Below are 20,634 nucleotides of genomic sequence, written 5' to 3' on the forward strand. Positions count from 1 at the left end.
GCGGTCATCACCTAGCCCCCGTCGCGGGGCAAGATGAGACCCTGAAGTTATTGGGCGTGAGCGAGGTAGGTGACACAAGCGCCGTGAGCAGATTGGACCCGCAACGGCGGAGAATGCCGCACCCGCGGCGGCGCCCGCCGGCAGCGCCAGCACAAAAGGTCATTACCACCAGCCGGATGCGGATTCTCACGGCTATTTTCCTGGTCCTTGCCCTCGTGCTCATTGGGCGTTTGGCATGGGTGCAGCTCAAGTGGGGGCCGGAACTGCAAACCGTCGCTGCGGACCAGCGCACCCGGACCTTCACCGATCCCGCTCGTCGCGGTGAGATCGTGGACCGGGAAGGCAATTATCTTGCCTACACGATGCAGGCGCGCTCCCTGACTGTTTCGCCCGTGATCCTGCGCAAAGAACTTGGCGAGCTCGTGCGCAACGAGATGTATGAAGAGGGTGCCTCCCGTGCGGAAGCCGAAGCTCAGCAGGATGCTCGCGTAGAGGATTATCTGCGCCAGATGGCTAATGAGATTCCCGTCATGGTCGGGGAGGATCCGAAAGCCATCGAGCGTGAGAACGCGGACGACAACGCCGAAAAAGACAAAGACAACAAGGACAGTAAGGACAACAAGGACGCAAAAGGTAAATACGAGAAGAAACTCGAGACTCCGCGCGTGAGCTCCAAAGACATCCTGGAAAAGCTCCACGCGGACACAGATTATGAGGTTCTCGTCCGCAATGTCGACCCAGATGTCGCTGCTGAGGTTGCACAGAAGTTCCACGGTGTTGCAGCTGACCACCAAGACATCCGCGAATACCCCAACGGTGCAATCGGGGAGAACATTATTGGCCGCGTCTCCATGGACGGGCAGGGCCAGTTCGGGCTCGAAGCCTCTAGCGACGCGATTCTGACGGGCATCAACGGCCGCTCCACCGAAGATGTCTCTGCCAACGGCCAAGTCATCCCCGGCACGTTGCGCGACGTTGTGCCGGCAGTGAACGGATCGCGCGTTGAGCTGACTATTGATCTGGATCTGCAGGCCTACGTGCAGCAGCTGTTGGAGCAAGCGAAGGCGAACTCGAAGGCCAAGGACGCCGAGGCTGTGGTCTTGGATGCTGCCACCGGCGAGGTGCTCGCCATGGCCAACACGTCCACGATCGACCCGAACGGCGACTTGGAGAAGCAACTGTCGCAGGGCCGCAGCTTTGATAACCCGTCGATTTCCCACCCCTTCGAACCTGGCTCGGTGGCCAAGATCATCACGGCTACCGCGGCCATTGAAGAGGGCATCACCACCCCGGATGAAGTGCACACAGTTCCGGGACGAATCGAAATGTCCGGCGTCACTGTCGCAGACGCGTGGGAGCACGGTGATGCGCCGTACACCACGACAGGAATCTTCGGTAAGTCCTCGAACGTTGGCACGCTCATGCTCGCTCAGGAGGTGGGCGAGGAGCGTTTCGACGACTACTTGCAGCGCTTCGGAATCGGGCAGGGCACCGGCATTGAACTCCCGAACGAATCCCCTGGTCTCGTGCCGTCCCGCGAGCAGTGGTCGGGTGGCACCTTTGCCAACCTGCCCATCGGTCAAGGCATGTCCCTGACCACCCTCCAACTCGCCAGCGTGTACCAGGCCTTGGCGAACGACGGTGAACGCATCGAGCCGCGCATCGTCAAAAAGGTTGTGCAGCAGTCCGGGGAGGAGCTGCCGCAAGACGAGCCCCGCCGCTCCCGTGTCGCCAGCGAAGAGACCGCACAGACAGTTGTGAATATGTTCCGCTCTCCGTTCCAGGATGATCCGAATGGTGTCCAGAATGGTACTGCTGCCGGCAACGAGATCCCCGGCTACCAGCTCGCCGGCAAGACCGGTACTGCCCAGCAGGTCAACCCCGAAACGGGCGCATACTCTAACTCGGATTACTGGATCACTTTCGCCGGTATTGCTCCGGCGGATGATCCTCGCTTCGTCGTCGCGGTTATGCTGGACGACCCGGAGCGGGGTCCGCTCGAAGGCGGCGCTGGCGGCCAGTCGGTGGCACCGGTGTTCACCGAGATTGCGAACTGGTTAATCAACCGCGAGAACATCGGTCAGAGCCCCGACCCAGGTGAGCCGTTCGTGCTGGAAGCGCGTTAGAAAAGGGAGTGCATAACCATGGCTAAGGTTTCGCTGGAGAATCTGGCGGAGATCGCAGGCGCGCGCGTGGAGAACGCGCCGGAGAGTTCGCTATCCGTCAGCGCAATCAGCCTTGATTCGAATGCCGTGAAAAGCGGTGCGATGTTCGCTGCGCTTCCGGGCACCCGAGTGCACGGCGCCACCTTCGCGCACGCGTCGGACGCCTCTGCGGTGCTGACCGATGATGCCGGGTGGGACATCCTGCGTGAGACGGGATTTGAGCGCCCAGTACTCGTCGTTGAGCGTGTGCGCGACATCCTCGGTGATGTCGCTGCCGAAATCTACGGACACCCGACTGAGCACCTGACGGTGATCGGAGTGACGGGAACGTCGGGAAAAACGACCACGACGTACTTGCTCGAATCCGGGTTGACCGCCGCCGGTTGCGCCGTCGGGTTGATCGGCACGACGGGCACCCGCATCAAAGGTGAGGATGTGCCCACATCGTTGACCACTCCTGAAGCTCCGAAACTTCAAGAGCTGTTCGCGGACATGGTCTCCCGCGGCGTGACGCACGTGGTCATGGAGGTTTCCTCTCACGCGCTCGTGCTGGGCCGCGTCGATGGCACGAAGTTTGCGGCGGCCGGGTTTACCAACCTCTCCCAGGACCACCTGGACTTCCACCCCACGATGGAGGACTACTTCGAGGCCAAGGCCATCCTCTTCGACCGGGCAGAGAAAGCCGTCGTGTGCATTGACGACGAATGGGGCCAGAAGATGACGCAGCGCGCCCACTCACCTGTCACCGTGGGGGTGCATAACACCAGCGCCGATTGCACGGCGCGGCTGGATAGTGTGACTGAGTCCGGTGCGCAGGACATCACTGTGCGCATCGGCGGGCAGGACATTTCCACGCGCATCCCTCTGCCGGGGGCGTTCAACATCGCTAACACTGCGCTGGCGACAGCTCTCGCCGATTCGGTGGGCATCGATCCGAAGGTCTTCCTGCAGGGGCTGGACGCGGCCCGAGTCCCGGGGCGCATGGAACGCGTGAGCGTTGGGCAGCCGTTCGTTGCTGTTGTCGACTACGCCCACAAGCCCGCTGCTGTCGCAGCTGCGCTGGACAGCTTGCGCGAGCAGGTTGACGGTCGGATCGGTGTCGTTGTCGGTGCCGGTGGTGACCGCGACCATTCGAAGCGCCCGCTCATGGGTGCAGAGGCAGCAACACGGGCAGACCTGGTGATCATCACCGACGACAACCCCCGCACCGAGGACCCGGCAGCAATCCGTGCGGCTGTAAAGCAGGGTGCTGAAAGCGTCATCGACGGTGCCGCGACGGACATTCGCGAGGTCGCCTCCCGTGCACAGGCAATCGCGGACCTGGTTGCATGGGCAGAACCCGGAGATGCCATTATCGTCGTGGGTAAAGGGCACGAAGTCGGGCAGATCATTGGGGAGACCACGCACCACTTCGATGATCGTGAAGAAGTCGCGTTCGCCCTGGCGCGTCGAGAGGGCAAGGAGGTCAAGGAATGATCGAGATAACACTCGCCGACATTGCCCGCGTTACAGGTGGGCAGTTGAGCCCGGGCGCAGATCCAGAGGCCACCGTCACTGGTTATGTTGAGTTCGATTCGCGGAAGATCACCGAAGGCGGGTTGTTCGTCGCACTTCCCGGTGCGAACGTGGACGGCCACGACTTCGCGCAGTCCGCGATCGACCGCGGTGCTGTGGGAGCCCTGGTTGCCCGCGACGTAGGGGTGCCCGCTGTCATTCTTCCGCCCGTCGAGCAGATCGAGGGTGATAATTCGGACTTGGCCGCTAATGATCCGGATGGTTCCGCCCGCGCAGTTGTCGCGGGGATGGCGAAGTTGGCGGCGCATGTGGCGACGACGCTCGTCGATAAGCATCAGCTGCGCATCACGGGCATCACTGGTTCTGCTGGAAAGACCTCCACTAAAGACCTCATTGCCAGCGTGCTTGCGGATGCCGGCGAAACGGTTGCACCGCCCGGTTCTTTTAACAATGAGATCGGTTTGCCCTACACCGTTTTGCGCTGTACGGAGGACACAGACTTCCTTGTCGCGGAGATGTCCGCTCGCGGGATCGGGCACATCGCGCAACTCACTCACGTCGCGCCGCCGCAGATCGGCGTGGTACTCAATGTCGGTAGCGCCCACCTCGGCGAATTCGGCTCCCGCGAAAACATCGCGCAGGCGAAGGGCGAGCTCGTCGAAGCGCTTCCAGCCGACGGCATCGCGATCCTCAATGCCGACGACGAGCTAGTTGCCGGCATGGCGTCTCGCACGAAAGCGCGCGTCGTGTGCTTTTCCACTGACCCGCGCTCCAACGCGGAGTATGTCGCCGAGGGCATCACGCTTGACGACGTCGCACGTGCCTCCTTCACCATGCATTCGCCCAACAGCGAACCCCAGCAGGTGAGATTGAAAGTGTTCGGGGCCCACCAAGTCTCCAATGCCCTGGCCACAGCAGCGGTGGGGATGGAAGCCGGCATGGATGCCGCCACCGTTGCCCGCGCTTTGTCTAACGCACATAGTTTGTCCGTTAACCGCATGGACGTGAATACCCGCGCCGACGGCGTGACCGTGATCAACGATGCGTACAACGCTAACCCGGACTCCATGCGCGCTGGCATCGCCGCCCTGGGGTACACTGCTGCGGGCCGCCCCGGCGTCCGCTCCATCGCGGTGCTGGGGGAGATGGGTGAGCTCGGCGAGGACTCGGTGGAAGCACACACCGCGTTGGGCAATGAGCTCGCCCGCTATCGTGTGACGCACCTCGTTGTCGTCGGCGAGAGCGCTGAAACGGCCGCCCTGCTCAGCCGCGCTGCGGAGCGGGGAATTGAAAGTGTCAGCGCCCTCGACATCGAGGACGCAACGGAACGGGTCAGTGAGATCCTGCGCACGGTACCGCTCGGCGAGGAGAACTGGCGCGACCGTCCCGACCGCGACGTTGTGTTGGTGAAAGCCTCCAACGCTGCCGGTCTGTGGAGGGTAGCGGAACGACTGTTAGACGGAGGAAAGCAATAGTGACGCAGATCATCATGTCGGGGGTCATTAGCTTCCTCGTAGCCATCTTCACCACCCCGCTGCTCATCCGCTACTTCACCAACCACGGCCAGGGCCAGGAAATCCGTGAGGACGGTCCGAAGTCGCACATCCGCAAACGCGGCACACCCACGATGGGTGGCATCGCCATTTTGCTGGGCATTGTCGCGGCCTATGTAATTGTGGGCATCTGGGGTTCTGTCACCGGCAAGGGCGGTTTCACGGCCTCGGGTTTGCTCGTCCTTGGCCTGACTATGGGCCTGGGCCTCCTCGGTTTCGCCGATGACGGCATGAAGCTCTTTTTCAACCGCAACCTTGGGCTGAACAAGAAGGCCAAGCTTGCCGGCCAGCTCGCCATTGCCCTGATCTTCGGGTACTTGCTGCTCCAGTTTGAAAATGACAGTGGACTGACTCCGGGCTCGACGCACCTGAGCTTCATCCGCGACATTGAGACCTTCGACATTGCGATCGGTGGAGCGGTCGTGGGCACGATCCTTTTCCTCGTGTTCATCTACTTCCTCATCGCGGCATGGTCTAACGCTGTCAACCTCACTGATGGTCTCGACGGTTTGGCGGCGGGTTCTACAGCGCTGGTCATGTTCGGCTACATGGTGATCACGTTCTGGCAGTTCAGGAACTCGTGCTCCGTGACTCCAGGACCGGGGTGCTACGACGTCCGCGATCCGCTCGACCTTGCCATCTTGTGTGCCGCAGGAATGGGCGCGTGCGCCGGTTTCCTGTGGTGGAACGCCGCCCCGGCGAAGATTTTCATGGGTGACACCGGTTCGCTCGCGCTCGGTGGACTGGTGGCTGGCGTGTCCATCAGTAGCCACACCGAGGTGCTCATGGTGATCATCGGCGCTCTCTTCGTCATGGAAGCCACTTCCGTGGTCATCCAGGTTGCCGCCTTCAAGACCACCGGTAAGCGTGTGTTCCGCATGGCCCCGTTCCACCACCACTTTGAAAATGGTGGTTGGGCTGAGACGACAGTGGTCATCCGCTTCTGGCTGATCTGCGGTATCGCCGTGGTCATCGGTCTGGCGGTCTTCTACGCCGAGTGGCTCACGGCAACCGGAGTGACCTTGGCATGAGCGTAAGCATGCAGGCCGGCGACCCTTTCCTCTCCTTGCTCTCTGGCGGAGTACTCGTGGCTGGGGCTGGTGTCTCCGGGCTCGGCACTGCGAAACTGCTCCGCGCTGCGGGAGTGGACTTCGCTGTCGCCGACGATGATGCGACTAAATGTGCCGCTGTGCAGGAGGAAACAGGCTGCGCCACCATGGACACGGCGGAAGCTGCGCGGCGCGCGACCGAGTTCCCCCTTGTGGTGACGTCCCCGGGATGGCGCCCGGATTCGCCGCTCCTCGTCGCCGCCAGCGATGTCAATTGCACCGTCATCGGCGATGTGGAGCTGTGCTACTCACTCGATCAGCACCGTTTCTTCGGCCCGCCGCGTGATTGGCTCGTGATCACTGGAACGAATGGCAAGACCACCACGACAGGCATGCTCGCCGCGATCATGGAAGAGGCCTCCTCCTACACAGGTAAACGCGCGGCCGCGTGCGGCAACATCGGCATCGCCGTCGCCGACGCACTCACGCGAACTCCACGCATCGACGTGCTTGTCGCTGAGCTATCGAGCTTCCAGCTCCACTGGTCCCACGAACTCACCCCAGACGCCGGAGTGCTCCTCAACCTGGCTGACGACCACATCGATTGGCACGGTAGCTTCGACGCGTACGCGGAGGCAAAAGCGAAAGTCTTCACCGCCTCCACCGCGGTCGCCGGTGTCGACGATGAGCAGGTTGTCCGTTTCGCAGCACAGACCGGCCGCAGTGACATCATCGGGTTCACGCTGAACGCGCCGGACGACAACCAGGTCGGCGTCATTGACGGAAACATCGTGTCCCGCATCGGGGATACGCCGACGCGCATTTCGCTTATCGACGGCATCGAGCCCGCCGGCGAAGCCGGCATCCTCGACGCACTTGCCGCCACGGCCGTCGCTGTCACCCGTGGGGCAAGCCCGGAGCAGATTGACCGGGCACTGCACTCATATCAGGTCTCCGGCCACAGGGGAGCAGTGGTTTACCGGGCAGGCGGTGTCGCCTGGATCGACAACTCTAAGGCGACAAACCCTCATGCGGCTGATTCCGCGCTCAACGGCACGGCAGGCAAGATCGTATGGATCGCCGGCGGTCAACTCAAGGGCGCGGATGTCGATCAGCTCGTGCGCGACCACGCCCATCAATTCAGAGCGGTCGCTCTGTTGGGGGTGGATCGGGATGTGATTGCTGGGGCCGTCGATAAACATGCGCCTGATGTGAATGTGTTCGTGACGGACTCGAGCGACCCTGTTACCGCCATGAACGATGTCGTCCGTTTTGCCTCTGAGCAGGCAAAAGAAGGTGACAGCGTCATCCTCGCTCCCGCCGCGGCGAGCCTGGATATGTACTCCGGCATGGTTCAACGCGGAAATCTTTTCGCGGACGCTGCGCGCGCCCTCGCCGAAAACGGCTAGCCGTAAGGCAATGTGAAAATTGTGACGATGACGAGGCCTGCCGCGAACAAGCGGCCACCGCAGCAAAAGAAGCCGAGCCAGTACTCCTCCGGCATGGCTCGTCGCTTGGCGCGCCTGAACGAATGGATGGATGCCCGGCCGTTGCTGGACTACACCATGACGCGCACCATCGTGCTGGTTCTTGCGGGGCTGGGCGTGATCATGGTGACCAGCTCGTCGATGACGTGGTCCGTTCTCGATGACTCCTCTGTGTGGGCGCAGCCTCTCAAGCAGGGCATCGTCGTGGCGCTTGGTTTGCTCGCGTTCTGGGTCGCGCTGCAGATTTCCCCTGAGCGCGTGCGCGGCTTCGCCTCGCTGCTCATGGTGGGGTCGGTTCTCCTGCTGGGCGCTGTGCTTGTTCCCGGTATCGGAACCGGCCGTGAGGAAGTGGGTTCACAATCGTGGATCTACATTGGCGGATTCCAACTTCAGCCGTCGGAAATCGCCCGCGTAGCTATCTGTGTCTGGGGCGCATCGATTCTGGCGAACAAGAATCCGCGGAGGATGTTCGAACTCACCAACGGGTACGTTCCATTCATTTGCGTCGCTGCGCTGTGCATGTTCCTCATTGGCGCCCAGGGCGACCTAGGCATGATGGTGTCGTTTGCGATCGTTGTCGCTTTCATCCTTGTCTTCGCAGGTGTCCCGTGGAAGATCATCAGCGTCGCAGCCGGTTTCGGCGCGGTATTGCTCGTCGCGGTCATGGCAGCCGGCGGTTACCGTTCGCAGCGTTTCCATGTCTACTCCGACGCGCTCTTCGGCCACTTCGAGGACACGCGCGGCACGGCGTTCCAGTCCTACCAAGGCTTCCTGTCGCTTGCCGACGGCTCCCTTTTCGGTGTGGGCCTGGGCCAGTCCCGCGCGAAGTGGTTCTACCTGCCGGAAGCGAAAAACGACTTCATTTTCGCTGTCATTGGTGAAGAACTCGGCTTGTGGGGCGGGGCACTGGTGATCACCCTGTTCACAATGCTGCTCTACTTCGGTCTGCGCACGGCCCGCCGTGCCCAGAACCAGTACCAAGCTCTCCTGGCAGCGGCGATTACCACCGGGATCGTCTCCCAGGCCTTCATCAACATCGGCTACGTTGTCGGCCTGTTGCCGGTGACTGGTATTCAGCTGCCGATGATCTCCGCCGGAGGCACCTCCGCCGTGATCACCCTGGGCGCGATGGGCTTGGTCGCCTCGGTCGCCCGCCATGAACCGGACGCAGTATCGGCGATGCAGAACTACGGCCGCCCGATGTTCGACCGGGTCTTCTTCCTCCGCGAACCACGCGTCGTTGGAAACGCCGCCGGAACCCCGAACCAGCGCAACATCCGCCGCCAGGACCGCCGCGAACGTGACTACGGAACCCCGGTTACCGCACGTCCGGCACCGCAGCGCCGACCAGCCCCACAGCGCCGCCCGGCCGCGCGTTACGATGGCCGGGAAGAAGTTCGTCGCGCTAGTTAACAAGGCGGTGCACTGCACAATATGAACGATAATGATGCCCCGGTGAATATCGTTGTGGCCGGTGGTGGAACTGCCGGCCACATTGAGCCGGCTCTTGCTGTCGCGGAGGTGCTGCGCGACAATCACGGCGCTGTAGTCTCCGCGCTTGGTACGGAGAAGGGCCTGGAGACGTCTATTGTCCCTGCCCGAGATTTTCCCCTCCACTTGGTGGACCCTGTTCCGATTCCGCGCAAGCAGCCCCTCAAGCTGCTCGGCGTGCCGGGCAAGCTGATGAAATCGGTCAACCAGACCCGTGCAGTCCTGAAGGAGACTCAGGCTGACGCCGTTTTGGGCACAGGTGGCTACGTTGCCGCTTCCGCTTACCTGGCGGCGAAAAGCCTGGGCATTCCGTTCTTCGTCCTGGAGACCAACGCTCTGGCAGGCATGGCGAACAAGCTGGGCACTCGTCTCGGCGGCACGGGCATTAACGCCGTGCCGAACTCAGGCATGCCTGGTGATGTCCTGGGCATTCCCGTGCGTCCTGGTGTCGGCCAAGATCCGGACGGTGTGAAAGCTGAGCGCGGATACAAAATGTGGAACCTGGACCCGGCCCGCGACACCATCCTGGTCACTGGAGGCTCCCAAGGTGCCCAGAGCATCAACCAGGCTCTCGCTGGCGCGGTGGGTAGGCTGACAGCGTCCGGCTACCAAGTCCTTCATGCGTATGGCAGGAAGAACGACGCGCCTGATTCGCACGAGCACTACACGGCCGTCCCGTACATCGACGACATGGAAGCGGCCTATGCAGTCGCAGACGTGGTGATTTGCCGCTCTGGTGCAATGACCGTTGCCGAGAACTCCGCAGCCGGAGTACCGGCGATATATATCCCCCTGCCCCACGGAAATGGTGAGCAGGGGTTGAACTCTGCCCACCTCGTCGAGGCAGGCGCAGCAAAGCGTATCGACGACGCTGATCTGACCGCCGACGCGCTTGTCGGCGCCGTCGTGGAGATTCTCGGCGATGCCGGGGTGAAAGAACAGATGCGCGCCATTCTTCAGGGGTCCGGCGCCGGTAATGCCGCCGAAGAAATTGCCCGTCGGATTGTCGCAGCTGCAGGAGGGAAGTCATGAGCATCGATCTCTCCCGCGTCCACTTGATCGGTATCGGTGGATCCGGCATGTCGGGCGTAGCCCGCATTCTGCTCGACCGTGGCAGCGTGGTCACGGGGTCCGACGTGAAGGATTCCCGCCCGGTGCGGGCACTGCAAGCCCAAGGCGCTCACATTGCCGTCGGTCACGCGGCCGAGAACCTCGAGTTGGCCGGTGAATTGCCCACGGTCGTGGTGACCAGTTTCGCGGCCATCCCGAAGGACAACCCGGAACTTGTCGGTGCCGCCGAACACGGTATCCCTGTCATCCGCCGCTCCGACCTGCTGGGTGAGCTGATGGAGGGCTACACCCAAATGCTCTTCGCCGGCACCCACGGTAAGACTTCGACGACGTCGATGGCTGTCGTGGCGCTCCAAGCCGCAGGGGAGGACCCCTCTTTCGCCATCGGCGGCCAGCTCAACCGCGCGGGCACCAACGCCCACCACGGCAGCGGCGCTGTCTTCGTGGCGGAAGCGGACGAGTCCGACGGGTCGCTGCTGCGCTACCGGCCCGACATCGCTGTGATCACGAACATTGAGCCGGACCACCTCGACTACTTCGGCGATGCCGAGACCTACTACAAGGTTTTCGACGATTTCGCTGACCGCATCACCGACACCGGCACCTTGATCGTGTGCCTTGATGATGAGTCCGCCGCCGAATGCGGCGTGCGCGCCCTGGAGCGGGGTGTGACTGTCGTCGGTTACGGCACCATGACTCACCCCTCGATCCCGAACGCAGCGCATGTCGTGGACTGGCGCACGGAGAACGACCTCAGCGTGGTCAAGGTCAACCTCAACGGCACGGAGATGACGTACCACCTGTCCATCCCCGGAAAGCACATGGTGCTCAACTCTGTCGCAGCTCTGGTAGCTGGCGTGACCGCCGGTGCGGATCCGTTCGCGCTCGCCGAGGGGTTGAGCGGTTTCACCGGTGTGCGCCGCCGGTTCGAGCTGCGCGGTGAGTTGTCGGACGGCACGCGTGTCTACGACGACTATGCCCACCACCCGACGGAGGTCGATGCAGTTCTCAAAGCTGCGAAGGGGACCGGGGCGCGCGTTGTTGTGTGTTTCCAGCCGCACCTGTACTCACGCACGCAGGAATTCGCCGGCGAGTTCGCGGACGCGTTGTCGCTTGCCGACGCCGCTGTTGTCCTCGACATTTTCGGCGCCCGCGAAACTCCGGTGGAGGGGCTCGACTCGCGCATCATTACGGACCACATGTCCATCACAGATGTCGTGTACGAGCCGAACTTCTCTGCGGCGCCGGCAGCCGTCGCAAAGCTTGTGCGCCCTGGTGACCTGGTATTGACGATGGGCGCGGGGTCGGTGACGATGCTCGCCGACCCGATTCTGGACGCACTCGCGGGAGCATGAGAGCAATGCCTGTGAAGAGAATCGCCGGCGCCATTGCGGCCCTCCTTGTCCTCGTCGCCGTAGCGTGGGCGATCATCTACTTCACCCCTGTGATGACTGTGAAGAACGTGGTGGCCGATGGCAACCAGCACGTCTCAGACGAAGACATCGCCTCCGCGACCGGGGTGGAGCCAGGAATCCCGCTCGCGCAGGTGAATACACGGGAGGCAGCGTCCGGGGTCGCTTCCTTGCCGTGGGTGAAGTCGGCGACGGCCTCACGTAGTTGGCCCAGCACGCTCAAGATCAAGGTCGAGGAAAACGTCGCAGTCGCGTTCATGAAGGGCTCGCAGGGTGCCACGCTTATCGACGCTGAAGGCCGCGAATTCGCCGTCGACACTCCGCCCGACAACGCTGTAGAGCTCACAGGCGGTATGAACGACGAGAACGTCCGGAAGGATGCCGTCGATATTGTCGCTAGCTTGAGTGAGAAGGCTAAAGGTGCCGTGGACTCGATTGAGGCGCGGTCGAAGTACGACTTCGTGCTGCATCTCAAAGACAAAACTGTGGTGTGGGGCGCGTCTGAGGACAACGAGAACAAGTCTTTAGCTCTGGACACAGTTCTGCAGCGCGAGGGTGGCGAATTCAACGTGAGCAACCCGCAGCAAATCACCTCTAAATAGCATAACTCCAGGTCACAAACCCTAAAGTAGAGGTTGAGGGTACCGACACGCCGGAAAAATTCGCCGATTTTCGCGGTAGGTTGGTCATGATGGAAAGCGTCTTGTGAAACCCGATTCCCCGTTACCCCTGAAAGGCGAGACCACACCAATGACCTCTCCCAGCAACTACCTCGCCATGATCCGCGTCGTCGGAGTCGGCGGCGGCGGTGTCAACGCAGTTAACCGCATGATCGAAGAGGGCCTCAAGGGTGTTGAGTTCGTTGCCATCAACACCGACTCCCAGGCACTTCTGTTCACCGACGCTGACACCAAGCTCGACATCGGCCGCGAGGCCACCCGAGGCCTCGGTGCCGGCGCCAACCCGGAGGTCGGCCGCACCTCCGCAGAGGACCACAAGCAGGAGATCGAAGAGTCCCTGAAGGGCTCTGACATGGTGTTCGTCACCGCAGGTGAGGGTGGCGGTACCGGTACTGGTGCCGCTCCGGTCGTCGCCGGCATCGCCAAGAAGATGGGCGCGCTGACCATCGGTGTTGTCACCCGCCCATTCTCCTTCGAGGGCAAGCGCCGCACCCGCCAGGCCCTAGAGGGCATCGAGGCGCTCAAGGAAGTCTGCGACACCGTGATCGTCATCCCGAATGACCGTCTGCTGCAGCTTGGTGACGCTGAGCTGTCCATGATGGAAGCGTTCCGCGCCGCTGACGAGGTGCTCTACAACGGTGTCCAAGGGATCACCAACCTGATCACCATTCCGGGCATGATCAACGTCGACTTCGCCGACGTTCGCTCCGTCATGGCTGATGCCGGCTCTGCCCTGATGGGTGTCGGCTCCGCACGCGGAGAGAACCGTGTCATGGCCGCCACCGAGCAGGCCATCAACTCCCCGCTGCTGGAAACGACGATGGAGGGCGCGAAGGGCGTACTCATCTCCGTCGCCGGTGGTTCCGACCTGGGACTGATGGAGGTCAACAACGCCGCATCGATCGTCGAGGAGAAGGCTGACGACGACGCCAACATCATCTTCGGCACGATCATCGACGACAACCTGGGCGACGAGGTGCGCGTGACCATCATCGCGACTGGCTTCGACGAGAAGGCCAACGCCCGCCCGGACCGCACCGGTGCCCCGGAGCAGGTGGTCGTCGAGGCCGAACCGGCGCAGGAGACCCCGACCCCGGCGCCGTCCTCGAGCTCCCTGTTTGAACCGCGCGAGGAGGCCCGCGACTACGACAGTGAGCCCGTCCAGCCTGCCCAGCCAGCTCAGCCGGTCGAGCCGGCAGAGCCCCAGTACGAAGCCCCCGCTCCGCGCCACCGCTACGACGATGACCGCGGCGGGCTGTTCACTGACTCCCGTACCAGCCGCAGCCGCGAAGAGTACCGCCCGCGCCGCCGGGAGGAGCGTCTGGACGACGACCTCGACGTACCGGACTTCCTCCGCTAAGCCGAGCGAAAAACAGGAGTACTCTGGGGTGTCATGATTGACACCACTTCCCGCCCCGTCCGCATGGTCTTCACAGGCCGCGCGGCCGGGGACTTGTCTTTGGAGGACACCCGCCGCACCCTGGGCGAAAAGCTCGGCATCGAGCGTCAGGTGTGGATGGAGCAGCTCCACACCAATACCGTCACCGTGGTGGACGGCGCCACGGCTTCCCCGGTTGAAGCGACTGACGCGATTGTCACCACGACCCCGAAACTGGCGCTGTGCGTGAAAGTCGCCGACTGCGTGCCTGTCTTGCTCGCCGACCATGCCGCTGGCGTGATCGCCGCCGCGCACGCGGGCCGCATGGGTGCGCGCAACGGGATCGTCCGCAACACCGTGGAGACAATGGTCGAACTGGGCGCGACCCCGGCGAATATCCAGGCTCTTCTCGGACCGGCTGCGGCAGGGGAATCCTACGAGGTTCCGCAGGATATGGCTGATGACGTCGAAACGCACTTGCCTGGCTCGCGCACCCGCACAAAGCAGGGCACACCGGGCATTGACGTGCGCGCAGGCCTGGTGCGCCAGTTGCTTGGCCTCGGCGTGACGCACATTGACGCTGATCCGCGCGACACCATCACCGACCCCGACTTCTTTTCCTACCGCCGCGAAGGGCAAACCGGCCGCCAAGCCGGCATCATCTGGCTGACGGGAGCATGATGACACGCAAAGACGAACTAGCCGCCAACCTGGCAGGACTCCGTAAGGATGTCCGCGCCGCGGAACGCTCGGCCGGGCGCGAAGACGGCAGCGTAGCCATTCTGCCGGTGACGAAGTTCCACCCCGCATCTGATGTGGCGCTGCTTGCGGAACTCGGCATCGCCACCGTCGGTGAGAACCGGGAACAGGAAGCGAAGCAGAAGGCGGCGGAGCTGCCCAACATGCGGTTCGCCATGATCGGTCAAATCCAGACGAAGAAGGCGAACTCGGTCGCGCGGTGGGCCAGCGAAGTCCACTCACTCGACTCCGTCAAACTCGCCCGCGCGCTGGATAGCGGTGTGGCGCTTGCGCTCGAGCGCGGCGACAGGACGAGCGATCAGCTGCCCTGCCTCATTCAGCTCTCCTTCGACGAAGATGAAAACAGGGGAGGGGTGCGCGAATCCGACCTCGCGGAACTCGTCGCGGAAGCCGAGCAATTAGAGCATGTGCTTGTCGACGGCTTCATGGTCGTGCCTCCCATCGATGCAGACCCTGCGCGGGTTTTTGAGGCGTCGAGAAGCATCGCGGATGACTACGCTGGGCGCTTGGGTCGCCCAATGTTGCTATCTGCCGGGATGTCACATGATTTTGAGCAGGCAATTACCTGTGGATCCGACATCGTGCGTGTCGGAACACGGCTGCTGGGACAGCGGCCCGTAGGCTGACGGACAACGCATCAACAATCCTCAAAACCGCCCGCGAACAGGAGACTTAAGCCATGTCTTTCTCGAACAGCCTGAAGGAATTCTTCGGCCTCGGCCAGTACGATCCGGCCGTCGACCCGTACTACGATGACCCGGCTTACGAGGAAGCTGGCTCCACGTCCTACAGCGCCCGCGGCTACGTAGAGCGCGACTACGAACAGCGCGACTACACCGCAGCCATCATCAGCGTCCGCCCGCGCAACTACAACGACGCCAAGGAGATCGGCGAGCCGTTCCGTGACGGCGACGCAGTGGTGATGGACCTCTCCGCCGTGGACAAGCCGACCGCGATGCGGCTGATCGACTTTGCCGCAGGCCTGTGCTTCGCTGCCCGCGGCAAGATGCACAAGCTCTCCCGCACTGGTGATGAGCACCTGGTTTTCGCTATCGTTCCGGAGAACGCCCGCACCACCGTAGGCGAGCTGGAGCGCGCAGCACACCTGCGTTAGGGTTTAGTGCCGTGACTATGATCGGCGCCATTCTCTATGCACTTGTGGGTTTGTACACCCTCATGGTGATCGTCCGGCTCATCATCGAGATGATCCAGTCTTTCGCTAAACACTTCGATCCTCCGTCGTGGTTCATGGTCGCTGCGGAGGTCTTTTTTGTCACCACAGACCCGCCGATCCGCTTCCTGCGCCGTTATATTCCGCCACTTCCGCTCGGTGGGGTGGCCTTGGATGTCAGCGTAATTGTGCTGTTCATAGGCCTAATGATCCTTTCTGCGTTGATCGTCACCATCTTCGGGATTTAATCAATCATTGCGCGTTAATACTTACCCTCTGGTAAAGATTGAGGGTACAAGTAACGTGGGTTATTATTTACCTCGGTAAACCAAAACCCCCGGACCATTAACTCGAAGGGAACGCAAATGCCGCTGACACCAGCAGACGTGCACAATGTCGCTTTCAGCAAGCCGCCGATTGGGAAGCGTGGATACAACGAGGACGAGGTCGACCAGTTCCTGGACCTCGTCGAGGACACACTCGCCCAGCTGCAGGATGAGAACGACGATCTGCGCGCTCGTCTCGAGGAGGGCGGCTCCGCCCCGGCTCAGGGTGCCCCGCAGGCAGATGAAGGCGCGATCCGCCGCCGGATCGAGCAGGAGCTGCGCCAAGAGTACGAAGGCCGTCTCCGCGAGGCTCAGCAGGCTCGCGAGCGCGCAGAGAACGAGGCACGCACCGCCCGCGAAGGTGCTGCCGCATCTGCGTCCACCAAGATCGACCCGTCGGCACAGGCCACCGAAGAAGCCAACGTGCAGGCAGCACGCGTTCTGGGCTTGGCTCAGGAAACCGCCGAGCGCGTTACCCGCGAGGCCGAGGAAGAATCCCGCCGCCTGCTCGAGGAAGCACGCACCAGCGCTAGCCAGCAGGTCGGCGAGGCTGAGAGCCGTGCTGCAGCAACCACCCAGGCTGCCGAGCAGCGCGCCAACCAGCTTGTCAGCGACGCAGAGCGTCGCGCCGAGGAAACCACCAACGAAGCAAACTCCCGTGCCGAGGCTCAGATCCGCCAGGCAGAGGAGAAGGCAGCCCAGCTGCAGGCAGATGCCGAGCGCAAGCACACCGAGATCATGAACACGGTGAAGCAACAGCAGTCCGCACTGGAGGCTCGCATCGCCGAGCTGCGCACCTTCGAGCGCGAGTACCGTACCCGCCTCAAGACCCTGCTCGAGTCCCAGCTCGAGGAGCTGGAGACGCGCGGTTCTTCCGCACCGTCCGGCGAAAACTAAAGCCCTGCACTAGGGCTCCATCCCCGCGCACCATTCGGTGGCGCGGGGTTTCGTCGCGCGCACGGCTGGCTTCGGCTTGGCGGGGGTCTGAGCGGTCCGTGCGGAAAAGTTGATATCCCGGTTTCTGTGACCTGGGTTTATTGCGTTCCCGGTCAGCCAAAATGTCAACTTTTCCGCACAGCCCCCCCCAGCGGCACCACTAAATAGGCCCACACAATTGCGCACATCTTCTTGTGGGTGGCTACAATGAGCGCCAGAAAGAGACACGCAATGATCCGGCCATCACCGGGGAGCGTTCCGGAAGAACGGCCGCGGCTACTAAAGCTCGCAGCTCACTAGACCCGGACTTCACCACAAACGAAGAGGGAGTCCGTACATGGGTTCCAAGCGGGGTGGTACCGCGCAGTGATTCAGTGAACTGCGTCCCCGCACGGCAGCAACAGTGTGAGTGAAGGATCGGATTATGAGCAGCAACACCGCCGGCCGTGCGTACCCCAAGGTGGATATGACCGGGGGATCCAACAAGTTCCCCGACATGGAGCGCATCGTTCTGGACTATTGGCAGAAGGACTCCACCTTCCAAGCCACCCTGGAGAACAGGGAAAACTGCGAGGAGTACGTCTTCAACGACGGGCCCCCGTTCGCCAACGGTCTACCGCACTACGGCCACTTGCTCACCGGGTACGTCAAGGACATCGTTCCGCGTTTCCGCACGATGACCGGCTACCACGTGCCGCGCGTCTTCGGCTGGGATTGCCACGGTTTGCCCGCTGAGCTCGAGGCGGAGAAGCAGCTGGGCATCACTGACAAGGCCCAGATCGAAGATATGGGCTTGGCTAAGTTCAACGAGTACTGCGGCCAGTCCGTCATGCACTATGCGGGCGAGTGGGAGGACTACGTCACCCGCCAGGCGCGCTGGGTGGACTTTGAGAATGGCTACAAGACGATGGACATCGAGTACATGGAGTCCGTCATGTGGGCGTTCAAGGAGCTCTATGACAAAGGCCTGATCTACCAGGGCTTCCGTGTCCTGCCGTACTCCTGGGCTGAGCACACACCGCTGTCGAACCAGGAGACGCGTCTCGACGATTCTTACAAGGAACGCCAGGATCCCACCGTCACTGTCACGCTGCCCATCACCGGTGCACGCGCGGGCTTCAAGGCGGAGCAGACGCTTGCTGAGCACCCAGAGCTTATCGACGCCAACGCGCTCGCCTGGACCACCACCCCCTGGACCCTGCCCTCGAACCTCGCGTTGGCTGTCGGCCCGGAAATCGAATACGCACTGTGTGTCGCACACGGCGACACACAGAAAGAAAAGTACCTCATCGCGACCTCGCTCATCGGCTCGTATGTAAAGGAACTGGGGGAGGACCCGGAGGTCCTCGCAACGTTCAAGGGCGCTGAGCTCGAGGGGCTGGAGTACACCCCGGTCTTCGACTACTTCGCCGATCAGCCGAACGCGTTCATGATCCTCGTTGCGGACTACGTCTCCACCGAGGACGGCACCGGTATCGTCCACCAGGCCCCGGCCTTCGGTGAGGACGATATGATCACCTGCGAGAAGTACGGCATCGGCCTGGTCATCCCCGTTGACGCTGACGGCACGTTCACCAGCCAGGTGCCCGAGTACGAGGGCCAGCTCGTTTTCGACGCCAACCGTGACATCATCCGCGACCTGAAGGCTCGCGGCCGCGTCTTCCAGGACAAGGTGATCGTCCACTCCTACCCGCACTCCTGGCGCTCCGGTGAGCCTCTGATCTACATGGCGCTGCCTGCGTGGTTTGTGAAGGTCACCGACATCCGTGACCGCATGGTGGAGCTGAACCAGACCATCGAATGGATCCCGGAGCACGTCCGCGACGGCCAGTTCGGTAAATGGCTGGAAGGCGCACGCGACTGGAACATCTCCCGTACCCGTTACTGGGGCTCCCCGGTGCCCGCCTGGGTCTCGGACAACCCGGACTACCCGCGTGTGGACGTTTATGGCTCACTCGACGAGTTGGAGGCGGACTTCGGCATGCGCCCCGAGTCGCTGCACCGCCCGTACATCGACGAACTGACCCGCCCGAACCCGGACGACCCGACAGGCCAGTCCACGATGCGTCGTGTACCGGATGTACTCGACTGCTGGTTCGAATCCGGCTCCATGCCGTTTGCGCAGTACCACTACCCGTTCGAGAACGCCGACGAGTTCGACACCCGCCAACCGGCAGACTTCATCGTCGAATACTCCGGCCAGAGCCGCGGCTGGTTCTACGTCCAGCACGTGCTGTCTACCGCGCTGTTCGACCAGGTGGCGTTCAAGCAGGTCGTCGCGCACGGCATTGTGCTTGGCGACGACGGCCAGAAGATGTCCAAGTCCAAAGGCAACTACCCGAACATCTACGAGGTGTTCGACCGCGACGGCTCCGACGCCATGCGCTGGTTCCTCATGTCCTCGCCGATTCTGCGCGGCGGCAACCTCATTGTCACCGAGCAAGGGATCCGCGACGGCGTGCGCCAGGCAATCCTGCCGATCTGGAACGCCTACACCTTCCTGCAGCTCTACTCTGATCGGGAGGCGCAGTGGGACACCAGCTCGGATAACGTGCTGGACCGCTACATCCTGGCCAAGCTCCACGACACGGTGGGCAACGTGCGCGCAGCGCTTGACGCAACGGACATCTCTGGCGCGTGCGATGAGGTCCGCGTCTTCGCCGACACCTTGACCAATTGGTACGTCCGTCGCTCCCGCGACCGTTTCTGGGCGGGCCAGGACGAGCACCCGGAGGCATTCAACACGCTCTACACGGTGCTGGAGGTCCTGTGCCGGGCAGCTGCCCCACTTTTGCCGTACATCACGGAGGTCATGTGGCGCGGTCTCACGGGCGAGCGTTCGGTCCACCTCACCGACTACCCGGACGCGGACCAGTTCCCGGCCGATGACGAGCTCGTTGCTGCAATGGACGCGACGCGCTCGGTGTGCTCGGCGGCGTCGTCGCTACGCAAGGCGAAGAAGCTGCGCAACCGCCTGCCGCTGCCTGCGCTGAAGGTGGCGCTACCGGAGGCGAAGTCCTTGGAGCCGTTCACTGATGTGATCCGCGACGAAGTCAACGTGAAGAACGTCGAGCTGACCACGGACGTCGACTCTGCAGGCTCGTTCGAAGTCGTCGTGAACGCCAAGGTGGCGGGCCCGACCTTGGGCAAGGATGTGCAACGCGCGATCAAGAACGTCAAGGCCGGCAATTACGTTCACGACGGCGCAAACGTCGTTGTCGACGGCGATATCGTGCTCACTCCAGAGCTCTACACCGAGCGTCTTGTTGCTGCGGACCCGGATTCGACCGCACGCATCGAGGGCAAGGACGGGCTCGTGGTGCTGGATGACACGGTCACGGAAGAGCTCGAGGCCGAAGGCTGGGCTGCTGACGTGATCCGTGGCCTGCAGGATGCCCGCAAGAAGGAGGGACTGGACGTTTCCGACCGGATCACCGTCACGCTCTACGTTCCGGCCGATAAGGAGCAGTGGGCGAACCAGCACGCTGATCACATTGCGGCAGAGACCTTGGCCACGCAGTTGTCTGTCGCTACCGACGGTGCCGGTGCCCACGAGGTGCTCGACGGCGTCACAGCATCGGTGGCTAAGAACGGCTAGGTGACCGCGGCGAGCCATGAGCGGGCTGAATTCTGCTTGAATG

16 protein-coding genes are annotated in these 20,634 nt (G+C 62.5%); all 16 read left to right on the plus strand.

Annotation, left to right across the window (positions count from 1 at the left end):
• Positions 1-176: 176 nt before the first annotated feature.
• The 16 genes from KBX17_RS02095 (at position 177) to ileS (ending at position 20,591) form a co-directional block, all read left to right on the plus strand.
• Positions 177-2,126, plus strand: coding sequence for a peptidoglycan D,D-transpeptidase FtsI family protein (locus KBX17_RS02095; protein WP_370687577.1), 1,950 nt, complete (start codon positions 177-179; stop codon positions 2,124-2,126).
• Positions 2,127-2,144: 18 nt separating this feature from the next.
• Positions 2,145-3,641, plus strand: a complete 1,497-nt coding sequence (locus tag KBX17_RS02100) for a UDP-N-acetylmuramoyl-L-alanyl-D-glutamate--2,6-diaminopimelate ligase (RefSeq protein WP_005289555.1) — start codon at positions 2,145-2,147, stop codon at positions 3,639-3,641.
• A complete protein-coding gene (gene murF / locus KBX17_RS02105) occupies positions 3,638-5,155 on the plus strand; it encodes a UDP-N-acetylmuramoyl-tripeptide--D-alanyl-D-alanine ligase (RefSeq protein ID WP_005289557.1) in 1,518 nt (505 codons plus the stop codon). The genes KBX17_RS02100 and murF overlap by 4 nt, the downstream gene beginning before the upstream one ends.
• Positions 5,155-6,264, plus strand: a complete 1,110-nt coding sequence (gene mraY / locus KBX17_RS02110) for a phospho-N-acetylmuramoyl-pentapeptide-transferase (protein ID WP_005289559.1) — start codon at positions 5,155-5,157, stop codon at positions 6,262-6,264. The genes murF and mraY overlap by 1 nt, the downstream gene beginning before the upstream one ends.
• On the plus strand, positions 6,261-7,691 hold the full coding sequence (murD, locus tag KBX17_RS02115) for a UDP-N-acetylmuramoyl-L-alanine--D-glutamate ligase (protein WP_256018323.1): 1,431 nt from the start codon (positions 6,261-6,263) through the stop codon (positions 7,689-7,691). The genes mraY and murD overlap by 4 nt, the downstream gene beginning before the upstream one ends.
• 27 nt (positions 7,692-7,718) lie before the next feature.
• Positions 7,719-9,182 carry an FtsW/RodA/SpoVE family cell cycle protein gene (locus tag KBX17_RS02120; protein ID WP_256018325.1) on the plus strand — a complete coding sequence of 488 codons (1,464 nt, stop codon included), beginning with the start codon at positions 7,719-7,721 and terminating at the stop codon, positions 9,180-9,182.
• Positions 9,183-9,203: 21 nt separating this feature from the next.
• On the plus strand, positions 9,204-10,292 hold the full coding sequence (locus KBX17_RS02125) for a glycosyltransferase (RefSeq protein WP_256018326.1): 1,089 nt from the start codon (positions 9,204-9,206) through the stop codon (positions 10,290-10,292).
• Entirely contained in the window at positions 10,289-11,686 is a 1,398-nt protein-coding gene (murC, locus tag KBX17_RS02130; protein ID WP_256018328.1) for a UDP-N-acetylmuramate--L-alanine ligase, read from the plus strand. The genes KBX17_RS02125 and murC overlap by 4 nt, the downstream gene beginning before the upstream one ends.
• A gap of 5 nt (positions 11,687-11,691) precedes the next feature.
• Complete coding sequence (locus KBX17_RS02135) at positions 11,692-12,345, plus strand: cell division protein FtsQ/DivIB (RefSeq protein WP_232210288.1); 654 nt, start codon at positions 11,692-11,694, stop codon at positions 12,343-12,345.
• Between the two features lie 148 nt (positions 12,346-12,493).
• Positions 12,494-13,783: a cell division protein FtsZ gene (gene ftsZ, locus KBX17_RS02140; protein WP_256018329.1), complete on the plus strand. Its 1,290-nt coding sequence runs from the start codon at positions 12,494-12,496 to the stop codon at positions 13,781-13,783.
• A 33-nt stretch (positions 13,784-13,816) separates the two neighbouring features.
• Positions 13,817-14,482: a peptidoglycan editing factor PgeF gene (pgeF, locus tag KBX17_RS02145; RefSeq protein ID WP_256002447.1), complete on the plus strand. Its 666-nt coding sequence runs from the start codon at positions 13,817-13,819 to the stop codon at positions 14,480-14,482.
• The gene (locus KBX17_RS02150; protein WP_256018485.1) at positions 14,482-15,186 is read left to right on the plus strand and encodes a YggS family pyridoxal phosphate-dependent enzyme; all 705 of its coding nucleotides are present in this window, start codon (positions 14,482-14,484) and stop codon (positions 15,184-15,186) included. Before pgeF ends, KBX17_RS02150 begins: the two co-directional genes overlap by 1 nt.
• 53 nt (positions 15,187-15,239) lie before the next feature.
• Complete coding sequence (locus tag KBX17_RS02155; protein ID WP_005289575.1) at positions 15,240-15,674, plus strand: cell division protein SepF; 435 nt, start codon at positions 15,240-15,242, stop codon at positions 15,672-15,674.
• Positions 15,675-15,691: 17 nt separating this feature from the next.
• Positions 15,692-15,979 carry a YggT family protein gene (locus KBX17_RS02160; protein ID WP_005289578.1) on the plus strand — a complete coding sequence of 96 codons (288 nt, stop codon included), beginning with the start codon at positions 15,692-15,694 and terminating at the stop codon, positions 15,977-15,979.
• Positions 15,980-16,096: 117 nt separating this feature from the next.
• Complete coding sequence (locus tag KBX17_RS02165; RefSeq protein ID WP_005289580.1) at positions 16,097-16,954, plus strand: DivIVA domain-containing protein; 858 nt, start codon at positions 16,097-16,099, stop codon at positions 16,952-16,954.
• Positions 16,955-17,417: 463 nt separating this feature from the next.
• Positions 17,418-20,591, plus strand: a complete 3,174-nt coding sequence (ileS, locus tag KBX17_RS02170) for an isoleucine--tRNA ligase (protein WP_256018331.1) — start codon at positions 17,418-17,420, stop codon at positions 20,589-20,591.
• Positions 20,592-20,634: the final 43 nt, after the last annotated feature.

It is taken from the genome of Corynebacterium sp. CCUG 65737 (genome assembly GCF_024454115.1).
Taxonomy (GTDB): Bacteria; Actinomycetota; Actinomycetes; order Mycobacteriales; family Mycobacteriaceae; genus Corynebacterium; species Corynebacterium genitalium.